At 44.7% G+C, this 11,361-nt stretch carries 8 protein-coding genes; 2 read left to right on the forward strand and 6 right to left on the reverse strand.

Annotated elements, in window-relative coordinates; translation table 11 throughout:
• Positions 1–81: 81 nt before the first annotated feature.
• From ACFPXP_RS05575 to ACFPXP_RS05590, 4 genes are all read right to left on the reverse strand, one after another.
• On the reverse strand, positions 82–2,358 hold the full coding sequence (locus ACFPXP_RS05575) for an AraC family transcriptional regulator (RefSeq protein WP_379893194.1): 2,277 nt from the start codon (positions 2,356–2,358) through the stop codon (positions 82–84).
• A gap of 257 nt (positions 2,359–2,615) precedes the next feature.
• Positions 2,616–3,644, reverse strand: a complete 1,029-nt coding sequence (locus ACFPXP_RS05580; protein ID WP_379893196.1) for a dienelactone hydrolase family protein — start codon at positions 3,642–3,644, stop codon at positions 2,616–2,618.
• Between the two features lie 106 nt (positions 3,645–3,750).
• The gene (locus ACFPXP_RS05585) at positions 3,751–4,137 is read right to left on the reverse strand and encodes a hypothetical protein (RefSeq protein WP_379893197.1); all 387 of its coding nucleotides are present in this window, start codon (positions 4,135–4,137) and stop codon (positions 3,751–3,753) included.
• On the reverse strand, positions 4,134–5,570 hold the full coding sequence (locus ACFPXP_RS05590) for a hypothetical protein (protein ID WP_379893198.1): 1,437 nt from the start codon (positions 5,568–5,570) through the stop codon (positions 4,134–4,136). The genes ACFPXP_RS05585 and ACFPXP_RS05590 overlap by 4 nt, the downstream gene beginning before the upstream one ends.
• Before the next feature lie 353 nt (positions 5,571–5,923).
• On the opposite strand from ACFPXP_RS05590, the gene ACFPXP_RS05595 reads away from it, so the two are divergent.
• Positions 5,924–6,496: a hypothetical protein gene (locus tag ACFPXP_RS05595; RefSeq protein WP_379893199.1), complete on the forward strand. Its 573-nt coding sequence runs from the start codon at positions 5,924–5,926 to the stop codon at positions 6,494–6,496.
• Positions 6,497–6,558: 62 nt separating this feature from the next.
• On the opposite strand, the gene ACFPXP_RS05600 is transcribed toward ACFPXP_RS05595, so the two are convergent.
• Complete coding sequence (locus ACFPXP_RS05600; protein WP_379893200.1) at positions 6,559–10,122, reverse strand: cohesin domain-containing protein; 3,564 nt, start codon at positions 10,120–10,122, stop codon at positions 6,559–6,561.
• A 494-nt stretch (positions 10,123–10,616) separates the two neighbouring features.
• On the opposite strand from ACFPXP_RS05600, the gene ACFPXP_RS05605 reads away from it, so the two are divergent.
• Positions 10,617–11,126, forward strand: coding sequence for a spore coat protein (locus tag ACFPXP_RS05605; protein ID WP_379893201.1), 510 nt, complete (start codon positions 10,617–10,619; stop codon positions 11,124–11,126).
• Positions 11,127–11,207: 81 nt separating this feature from the next.
• On the opposite strand, the gene ACFPXP_RS05610 is transcribed toward ACFPXP_RS05605, so the two are convergent.
• Entirely contained in the window at positions 11,208–11,348 is a 141-nt protein-coding gene (locus ACFPXP_RS05610; RefSeq protein ID WP_122971801.1) for an IS3 family transposase, read from the reverse strand.
• Positions 11,349–11,361: the final 13 nt, after the last annotated feature.

The following is an 11,361-nucleotide window of genomic DNA, read 5'->3' on the forward strand; positions in this document are numbered from 1 at the left end:
GTCGTATACCTTCACCTTTCAAGATACGCCTTCAAATCTTAAGGAAGCGGACTTACAACATTTACGATGAACCTATCATTTTTAAGAATGAATCATTTCTTTATATTTACCCGGCGTAATTCCCTCGTGTTTTTTAAACATTCGGATAAAACCAACGTCGTTCGCATAGCCAACCGATAAGGCAATTTGTGTTATCGTCAAACCCGCATCTCTCATCAGTCGTTTCGCATGCTCGATTCGCACCTTAGCGGTATAATCCGATATATTCATACCGCTGTGTTTTTTAAAAAAGGCCGACAAATAAGGAGAAGTAATCTGAAAATGATCGGCGATCGAAACAAGGCTCAGCATCGGATCTGTGTAATGCTGATTGATATACTGCTTCATTTTTTCAACCAACAGCATATGGGAGTCGCTTTTATGTGCATTCACGTGCATACACAGCCTCTCGTACATACTGAGAACCTCATGGTAGAGCTCTTCCATGTTGACTCCGCTGAAAAGCTTGTCAAACGGGCTGTTTTCTGATCCGAATACTTCTTCAAACGTTGTGCCAAGATCGTTTAGCAGCTTGTACAGCGTGCTGATCAAATTTGAAAACAGCAATCTGCCCAGCTCCGGGGTCATTTTCCGCTGTTCAAAATTGCTGTGATACAAGCTGCCAATCAGCTGCGTCACCTTCTCAAGATCTCCGCTTTTGATATAATTGATCAACTGCACTTCCGCCTGCAGAGGATAGTCATAATACGTTTCGTGATGGTGTCCAATATCCTCAAATTTAATAATCGCTTGATAGTCTTTAAAGATGGAGTAATCCATTGCTTTCAAGCTTTCGTTGAAGCCGTCGGGAATACGTTCCAAGCCTTCATGTATTTGACTTGCTGCGATCGTAACCATCGTTTTAAACCGCTTTTCAATAATTTGCTTGAGTTGTTCCATCCATTCCTCGTAAGCTGCTTTCTGGTCCCTGTCCGGCAGATTGAGGATAACAGCGAGCTGCTCTTTCTCCAGCTCCACCGAATAAGCGCGATACCCTGGTATTTCTTCAGATATGTTCCCAATCACGAAACTAATCAGCGCCCATTCGCTTTCAGAATTGTTGCGAACGAATCCGCTGCAGTCGTCTACACGAATAATGATGACTGCAAAATATCGATACGGCAGCGAGATCCCCATCATCTTCAATCCATCGGTCTCGACCCTGCTCACATCGACGTAACCTTTCAACAACCTTCCTAGAAAGTTAGAGCGAATGACGGGCGTTTGGCGGTACAGCGTTTCCTGCAGCTCTTCCTGCTTCTCATAAGAATCCAGAACAGATGATTTAATCAACTCATATTCATTCATTCCGGCTGAAACCGGAGCATGCTTCCGTCCGCGGATATAGCTAATGATTTCCTTCAATGGACGGTAAGCTCTTTTCGTCATGAGATAACAAACGATCGTCCCGGCAGCGAGGCTGCAGAGCAGCAGGATGATGGCTGTCGTCTTCACCATATTCACCTTTTCCCAAAATACGTGGTCAGGAACAACCGAAATGTACTCCCATCCGTTATGGCTGGAACGCGTTGATACCGTCATCATATTGTCATCTTGATTCAAGGAGTTACCTTCCTGCGCTGCATCACTGCCCGTACTGAGCAAGATATTGCCCAGCGCATCTCGTATATAAATCGTGCCATGATTGGCTTTAATAATTTCCTCCAGCAGTCCTTGAATTTCTTTTTCATTAATAAGAACGACGAACGTACCAAGGGGCTGATTGCGTTCTCCAATAGGCAGCGATTGGACATAGGTGATCATCGATTGCTCATGATGCCCCTGCATAACGACGGCTGAAGGGAGAAACTGCTGATGATGAAGTCCCAGCAAAATATCATCCTTCCACTCATCGATTGTTTTGTCTTGATATCCATACATGTGATTGTAAAACATCGCCAAATCCGTCTTCATCGACGGCGTCAAAATGGTACCGCTTTCATTAAAAAATACATAAAAATCATGAATAAAGCTGTTACCATTTCGATACCTCTCCATTTCTTTCATAAAATCAAGAAAAGGGTATAACTCCTCACCGGACTGAATGACTTTCTGCCTCAAAAGACTGTTTAATTTCGGATATGTTGTCACCTGCCTGGACAATTGATCCAGCTCCTCCAGCCTGCTGTCAACAACTTGCTTGACCTGTTCAATCAATGCGAGATTAGAGCTTCTCGCATTGTCTACCATGATCCGCTCAAATCTTCCATAGAGCAGTCCTCCGATTGTCACCGGAATAAACAATACGACTAAGTAAGACAGGAGAAGCGTCGTGAATACACTTCTCCTGCTGTCATTTCGGTTCCTCTCACTCGTCAACCAACGGATCAGATAAATTCCCCCTTTTCATGAATCTCTTGCAGGTCCATCTCCTTTGAAGATAAGACCAGGAACCAGAACGATGTAAGACATATGCACTGCAAGTACATTTCTATTTCTGTAAAAAGAATTCCTTCGAAACCTTCATTTTTTCGATTGTACCATTCAAAAAAATGGAGAGAACCTTAGAATGCAAAAAAGGAACCAAGCTGCTGCCAATTCCTTCCATTTCGTTAATAGAGTGAAGAACCACTAATTTATTTGATCTCTAACTGTTTATCGAGGAATCGATAAGCCATTTCACGAATAGCAGGAGGAAAATCATGACCGCAAGCTCCGCACAACGCCATAAATTGATCTGCCACTCCGAGAAATTGATATAAGTCCTGTAGATCATTCAAGGCTTCCATATAGGAGGGCCAATGCGGAAATATCGGATCCTTCGTTCCGCTCCAATTGAACCAAGCGGCAGGTGCGGCTAAAGCGGCTATCTCATGAAACTCGAATGGAACCATGCCGATCTTTAGGCTTTCTGAGATTAAAGGGAAATGAGAAAACCAATCACGCTGTCCCCAACGGTACGGATCTGGATCTCCAGTGAACGTACTAAATCCGCAGCTGGTCACAATTGCAGTAATTCGTGTGTCCACCGCTGCTGCAAAAAGAGCATTATATCCGCCGAGGGAATGACCTATCGCACCGATCCGATGCTCGTCTACATACGGCAGCGAGCATAAGATATCAAGCCCATGCAGATGATCGAAAATCATTTTTCCGACGGCAGTCCATTGCGGATATTTCTCATAGAAGGGAGCGGTGAAATATGGCTCATTCCCCGGATATATTCGTTCTCCCGCCGTGATGCAGTCAGGCGCCAGAACGACATATCCTCTGCGAACGAGCTCGAGGCCATACTGCCTATTTTCTCTGCCTGACATGGTCGCCACATCCTCCTTTCCTTCCGCCGCTGTCGGATGCAGCGCCAATACAGCAGGACTTTTGAAATTATTTTTCGAATGGTTACGTTTAGCAGGAATAAGCAAATAAGCAGTTACTTCATCATCATCCGAGGTTGAATAGACGATATTCAGACGTACATGATCCCCCTCATCTATTCGTGTACGGACTGCATACTGTACTTCTCTTCTCTCAGGTAGCCCGCCTATCGTCTTGATCCAATTGAGATGCAGCTGTGACCTTTTTTGCTCCCACGCCTCACATGTTTCTATACCATCAAGCAGTCTGGGGATCCCTTCTTTTTGCAGCTGCAAAAGTGAATATGTCATGACTTTCCTCCTCCTTCCACTTGAAATTGACCCAGCGATTTGCCTTGCAATCCATTCCAATCACCGTACTTATGTTGACATCAATCCGAGCATGGTCTAATTAATTCTACTTGTTCGTTAGGGTCGTCTCGCAAAGTAACGATCCGCTGCCATAATAAACTCGATTCCCTTTACATGCAATCCCCGATGTTGCTGGCCTAGACAGCCCAATGGTTTGCGAGATCCGGTAGAACACCGGATCGATAATAAGCAACGTGGCACTCATTAGTATCACAAGCTGACCATCGTCCGTCCAAGCGAGTCCTTCCCGTACAATTCTACCGAATCGAGCCAACGATTCGTGATAGAGAACTGTCCAAGAAAGTGTATCGAATACAAAATAAACCGCATCCCCTGTGAGCGCATGAAGATGATACCTGTTATCCATCTTCATCAAGGATATCTCGCGGGCGCCTGGGATGGGTACGATGCTGCGAATGACTTGTTTTGTCATAAAATCCATCTCGTACAGCACGGCTTCCGACGCTTTCGGTTCTGCTCCACCTGGTGTATGGATGCTGGTGCCCCCCATATATTGTGATTTCTGCCTTCTGCTAAACACAACGTGCTTTGATACGGCACCACCTGTTTGTGAGTCCGAATTGTGCCTCGATCTTTATCGATCTCATAAAAGCATAATCCGCCGCCAACCATGCCGTATCCGGGAAATCCCCCGTAAATAACATGGTTCCCGTCCGAATGGGCTAACGCACACCTTGGACGATGGATTTCCTCATGCTCCGCAACCAGTCTTGGATTCCGGATAGATGTTTTTTCGAACGTCAGAGGCTTCGCCGTATCTATAATATGTAAGTACCCTCCGGCGTAAGCCGCTCCCAGAAGTAATGAGCCTTGAATCGCATACGCGTAGATGTTGCCTCCTCCCCCTTTTTCAATCGCCTTACCGCCGAATGATATCATTTGTCCTTTTTCCGGGTCATATCTATATAAATGCAGTGGATGATTGGATGTCCCATATATGCACCCGTCTGGACCCATCGTTAAAGTCGATAACCGGGCACCCCGGGAAGCATAATGCAATTCGATACGTCTCACTTCCTCCGTTGATTCGTCACGAACAATAACCTCTCGTTCAGATAGATCGAATCGTTCAATACACAAAGGATCTGGTAAGTTGCGATGCAGGGTGTGGAAGCCTGAGCCGTTGTATTCAGAAGGCGGAAGAAGATTTGCAGCCGTCGGAAGCGCATGTCCTTGTTTGAACTCGTGCCACTTGGCTTCATTATGTTCGTCCATATCCCAAAAACCATAAACGGCTCCTTGAATACTTGGATAAACATGCCCAGAACCTCTCTTTCTATCTGATTCCGGAACAAAAGAATGATGTCGTCCGGTGGCTGGATGGAACGCCACTACATTGTGACGCTCCGTGCCAATCCCAACGTAGACCCATCCGAATGCATCACAAGCCATACTATTCGTATATTTTTCCGTCTCATCCAACCTTACGCACGTTTCGACCTGTTTCAGATACGGACTATATCGAAGCAAATAACAGCTTGGATACGTCGTGAAATAAATCCAGCCGTCCGGAGCCTCCGCGAATCGGTACCCCACAATTTCCTCCGAAGGTATTGGAACATGCACATCGATAAACTGTTCTTGGAACGGATCAAATACCATGAATTGCTTTCCGGCTCCCGTATAGAGCAGACCGGATCTGCTAGCAAGACACGCATATGGATAATCCTCATCTCCGTTCGGGAAATATACCTGCTTTACATCACCGTTTCCTACATGAAGAGTGAGCACAAAGCCTTTTGCCGCAATCACAAGTCTGCTCTCCCCCGCGGCATTCGTACATACGGCTGCTGTTCTTGTCTCGTCTAATTGCACGGGAATACCGATTTCTCGTATTTGTGTCATCTTATCTCTCCTAATCAACTCTTTATTGGTAGGGAGTATAACATTCAATCGAACCACTAGAGTTATGTATGCCGCACAGATTATTTCTCTTGATGCATTGAATTGTATACCCATATAACTATTAACACCTGTATATAACCTGTATTATAATTGTTTCAAGATATACCACTTGAATCACTTCATGTCAATGACCTTACTGCATCGAGTCCATTTAGATGCGATCGATAGATTAAATCAACTCGACCAAGGTCTAGCCTAAATTCCGTCTCACAGCCCCTGTTCAATTCGTCTAATTTTTAATAAACTATGGTTAATCTAGGAAATATTCTTGATTTTATATAAAGGTGATCCAAATGAAAACTCGAAAAATTTATATTTTGTTAACAGATACAGGAACGCTGCTTTCCAAGCTCATTGGTTGGTACACAAGAAGAAACTTAAATCATGTATCGATCGCATTGGATGAGCAATTAACCGAAATTTACAGCTTTGGACGCACAAACTCCAGCAACCCTTTCGTCGGAGGCTTTGTTCGGGAACGGTTGAATGGTGATCTGGTTCGAAATCCGCACCGAGTGACACCCTCCTCTATCTATTCATGTACCGTCAGCGAAGAAGTCTATGAAAGAATACGAGTCAGAATTCGTTATATGCTGGAGAACAAAGATATTTATAAATACAATCTCCTCGGGCTGTTCGCCATCATGTTTAACTTCGAGCTGAACCGCGACAACAATTATTTTTGCTCCCAGTTCGTCGCGGAAATTATGTCTCGAGAGGGTTTAAGTCTGGCTAAAAAGCCGACATCCCTTACTACACCTGTAGATATTCAAGCTTCTCCGTTACTAGAACACATTTATACTGGAGATTTAAGAAACTATCAAGGCTGGGTTGATGATGACTCTTCACTTGTCTTTGCTTCGTGATGTAAGCAGCCTCATTTCGTCAAAAACTTCCCGACTCGTAAGAGCCGGGAAGTTTTTTGTCATTACTTATGTTCCAACATTTTTACCACAACGATCGAAACATCCTGAATATCAATCGTTCCGTCACCATTCACATCCAAGATCATATTCTCTTCTGTGACAACGGCTCCGATTTGCTTCGCTACCGAAACAACATCGACAAGATCGACCCTTCCATCACCATTGACATCCTCCGGTACTGCGCGCACCAGCGTTACGGTTCGTGTAACATCCTGATCCATCGTATACACTTTCCCGGTCACATCTGCATCGAAAGCCGCTACGCTGGAGCTTTGCCGTAGTGTGATTTGTGCCGTTCCAGTATCGCTCAGCGCTTTGAACGTAAGTACAGCATAATCCGTATCTGTCCGCACAGACTGTTCTCCTAGAAGGGTTTGAATCATTCTTAAAGTGCCTTCGTTCGCCTCGTGTTTCGTCGTTATTGCAGCCTGCTCCCCAAGGAAGGCGCCAGCGGCATTTATTTCAATCAGCTGCAGCTTTTCGTGATCATACGTAAGGCGCGAATCGATACTGTACAAATCCTGAACATCAGCAGCCTTCAATTCAACCGAAAAAGTCTCATCCTTTGCTGCCGATACGGGTGCGTTCAAATCCAGTCTAGCCGGGATTCCTGTCTCCGGTTCTTCTGTATTGATCGTAACTCGGTGCATCAGTGTTCTGTTCTCTTTAGGTGCATAATAGAGATGACCGTCCGGTCCAATTGTAAAAGCTTCTGTCCCCGGCAATTCAATGTATTCTAATGTTTCTGGATGAACAGCATACATCTTGATTCCTAAATTCGCAAGAAGGATACCCGTTTCATGCCATTCCAGCTTGAAACTTCCCCAACGGAATCCCGTGCCGGAATCCTGAGGGTTCAAATTGCGGTATTTGATCACTTTCATGGTATTTGGATCAAGTGCAAATACATAGCCATTCGCAGCGCCCCATAGCAGCCCATCCGGACCAAACGATAATCCCCCGATTGCAGGCGGATTTTTTAATCCCGGAATGTCCAAGGATATCTCCGTGATCTTCTCTTCGCGGACTGTGTCCCATACGAATAGCTTCGCTTCTTGTGCTTTCGGATCCACCGCCATTCCTCCGTTGATACTTGTACCGCCGTAAAGCTTGCCGTCCTTGTAAGCTAAAGATATGACACTTTGATCCTGAACGACATTGCGAAATACTTGGTAGGAGGATTCGATGTCCGGATTGGACGGATCAAACGAAGTGATCGCACCGCCCAATTCACCATAGGTGGAGATTGAACCAAAATAGATTTTACTTCCGGCAACGATTCCTTCACCAATCCGATCTTGTCCGTTTTCCAGCTTAAACAGCTTCTTCGGTGGAACGGATGGCGTGTTCGTATCGTATTCCTCAATCTCTCCGCCCGGGTAAACGCCGAAGTACAGCTTATCGCCAAAAGGAACAACGGCTCCGGCCTGCCCCATCGGGAATGTTGAAGCTGTATTTGTTCCGATATCATAAGCCGCCGCCTTCGATGCTTGCATGCCGGTGACGTATATTTTTCCGTCTGGTCCAGAAGCGAAGCGATGCGTAATCGAGGCATTCGGAGGCAATATATTCTCATAACGCTTCACCGTTTGGGTTTCAGGATTGAAGAATACAATGATTCCCGCGAAATTCATCGTTACGATACTTTTGCCCGGTAAATCTGGATCATCGACTTCCACCCAATTTGCCCCACGGAAAGCCGTCTCGTACTCCATACCGGAATCCTCAACAACATGAGTCTCCACATCGAACATTTTAATCTTTTTGTCTGCTGGGAAATATATTTTTCCATCCAATGATTCCTTTGGAATTTGCAAACCGGAAGAGCTGTTCTCGACAACGACGTCAAGCCATTCTCCCTTCTCGATATCATAGAAGTATCTTTTTTGCGAAATTTCCATCCGAATGATCACATATCGATCATCAACAATATTCAAATCGTATACATAACCGGATTCATTCAGTGGTCCGGCGATTTCTGTTTTTTCCCCAGTCTCCACATTGACCTTATAGACCTTCGCGTGTGAAGTCGCAGCATACACATAACCGTTACTGTAATCGATGGCTCTGACATACTGCTGTCCAGCGCCGTCTACCATCGTGCCGTAATCTCTGCTTTCCTTCGTGACGGGATCGAACTTTACGACTTTCCCGCCAGGCCCAGTACCAATATAGATATTCCCTTGTTCATCAATTGCGAGACACCAGAACGTATTTTCACCCGCATAGGTAAATACCTTTTCTGCCGTCTTCGTCACTGGAGAATAAGCCCACAATTGACCGCCTGAAGTCATGTATACCGTACCATCCGGTGCAATTGCATGATTCCATACATCGCTTCCTCCTTCAAGAGGAACGCTGCGGATCAGCTGGTAATCGTCAAGATCTACAACATGCAGCATTGGAGGAATGCCCTTTACTGTTGTGTACATAACATTCTTTCCATCCTCTATGCCTGCTTCCCCGTCAAATACGCCGACGGCATCCGCAATGGGCGCCAGTAAATATTCCGGCTGTCCAAAAGTTATCTCTTCTAAGTCGACAGGGGTTCCGCTGCCGGAACCAATGGTCACGATTTGAGTTATATCGGAGAATAGTGCCTCTTTACCGTTCAATTTAGAGCCTCTAGATAAAATAACCCACGCGCTTCCGTTATCGCCCACAACCTTGAACGTGATTTCCGCAACACCCGATTCACCCTGAATTGAATTCGCTTCCTGTAAACCTCCGCTCAAACGAATATAATCGCTATCGACATTGGCCTCGAATGTGGCAGACTCATCGGCAAATGCCCCTGATGGATTCACCTCAATGATCTGCAAACGCGCACTGTCAAAATAGACAGCTGCGTTCACACTTTGCACATCCACCGCTTCGGAAAGCGATACGGCAACTTGGAATTGTTCTCCAAGCTGTGCAGAGGACGGCATACTCATATGGAACACCCCCGCCACTTTCACAGGCTCTTCATAAGAGAATCGAATATCATCGAAATATGCGGTAGCGGTGCTGTAGGAAGTCGTGTATACGATCACTCTAGCATATACGGCTCCCTCAGGGGCTACCGTGGAAGAAGATACATCATGCCACTGACCGCGGGAATAGCCCTTATTCGGATCTACGTGGAGTGGGACCTCCTGGTTCTCCGCTACGGCTTTTCCCGCCGCGTCATAATACCGAAAATTCAAACTGGCTGTCGCACCGCTTTCAATGAAAATCTGTGCTCTAGCGGTATATGTGAATCCACTTGTCACAGGGATACTGTTACTCATAAGCGCAACGGATCGATTCTGATACGTATCCACGATTTTCAGACTTTTCGTACCGGACTGACTTTTTTCATCCGACACTTCGTAATACAGCGATCCTTCCTCCGTTTCAAACATACTCATCCAACCCGGGATTTCACCGCCGGAAACTTCTTCTTCGAAACCTCCGTTCACCATAGGTATCGATATTTGCGATGAACTTGCTGAAGCGCTTCCAATAAAATGAAAATTCATTGAGATCAGTGTAAATGCCAGTATGATCCATACATATTTCTTAACACGTCGATTAAGCAACAAATAAATCCCTCCAATGTTTAAGCTGGAATACTGCCTATTTCTTACATCATGTCAAAGTGCTTGACAATCTGCCATTGGAATTATGTATTCGCCTCGAGTAATAAATCATTGATTCATAAGATGTGAGAGTGAAAGTGAAAGAGTCTGCTTGGCTCATTTGTCCAAATGGAGCCCATCATCGTTCGATCATGAGGTGATGCGAGTGAGGAAAGTGCTAGATGTGGTATATCTAAGTGATGTCAGTGTTCCTATTTTCTATCAGTGGATCATGTGTACACCTCCTGGTTACTGGTTCATATCTGGTTCATAACACATTCCTATTTTAAGATGAATTCGAGATGATTTCAATAACGAAATCAAATCCTTTATTTTACTACCATGCGAAATTTGGAAGTTATATGGAAATTATAAAAATTGCATCGTGACAAGTACCCACCCTTATCGTTTTTGAATACCGTATAAAGACACATTACTCAAGGAGGAATTTATCACTGATGAACGAATTTATAGCCAAATCGAATAAAGCAGCAAAAGCTAAAACGTTAGCATGGCACGAAACATTAGAACTGCACGAATTAGTTGCTTTCCAAAGTAACGCCCTGATGCAATTAAAGAAAACCGTGCCTGATGTTACGGATCAAGCTCTAAAATCTCTTTACACAACTTCCATTCATGCCATCGAGAAAAATATAAAAGAGCTTATCTCTTTCTTCCCAAGAGCCCCTATTCCATATGAAGAGAACTTAACTCGAAACGATGAAGGTTTCTATTCCGGCAGCCTTCTCGGACTTGCAAAAACGTCTGTAAGGAGTTACGCCATCGCTGTAACAGAAACAGCAACGCCTGAGCTGCGCGACGTGTTGTCCAAACAATTGAATGCAGCTGTCAAATGGCACGGTCAAGTTTACAATTATATGTATCAGCACGGCTATTATCCATCTTACGATTTAAAGGCTCTCATTGCGAATGATATCAAGAATGCACAAAAGGCACTTACGATGTAATACTTATATGAAAAACAAATCAAAGCCTATCCGTGAGCATGTTTTGGACTTACCCCTGTCAAGTAGACAGCTTTAAAAAGACTAAGCAGCCATCTGGTGTCGATATTCTATCGGTGCCAGATGGTTGAGTCGTTTTTGGAAGCGTTGGAAGTTATAGAAGTAGATATATTGCTCAACGGCTTGTCTAATTTCTTCCTCAGAATTGTCGTTTAACAGATACAAACACTCGCTTTTA

The sequence above is a fragment of the Marinicrinis lubricantis genome, assembly GCF_042658665.1.
GTDB classification, from domain to species: Bacteria; Bacillota; Bacilli; order Paenibacillales; family KCTC-33676; genus Marinicrinis; species Marinicrinis lubricantis.

What these genes read in the sequence shown, in the direction of transcription:
- ACFPXP_RS05605 (WP_379893201.1), top strand. Translation starts at nt 10,617, where the DNA reads ATGAACGAATTTATAGCCAAATCGAATAAAGCAGCAAAAGCTAAAACG.
- ACFPXP_RS05590 (WP_379893198.1), bottom strand. Translation starts at nt 5,570, where the DNA reads ATGACACAAATACGAGAAATCGGTATTCCCGTGCAATTAGACGAGACA.
- ACFPXP_RS05580 (WP_379893196.1), bottom strand. Translation starts at nt 3,644, where the DNA reads ATGACATATTCACTTTTGCAGCTGCAAAAAGAAGGGATCCCCAGACTG.
- ACFPXP_RS05585 (WP_379893197.1), bottom strand. Translation starts at nt 4,137, where the DNA reads ATGACAAAACAAGTCATTCGCAGCATCGTACCCATCCCAGGCGCCCGC.
- ACFPXP_RS05595 (WP_379893199.1), top strand. Translation starts at nt 5,924, where the DNA reads ATGAAAACTCGAAAAATTTATATTTTGTTAACAGATACAGGAACGCTG.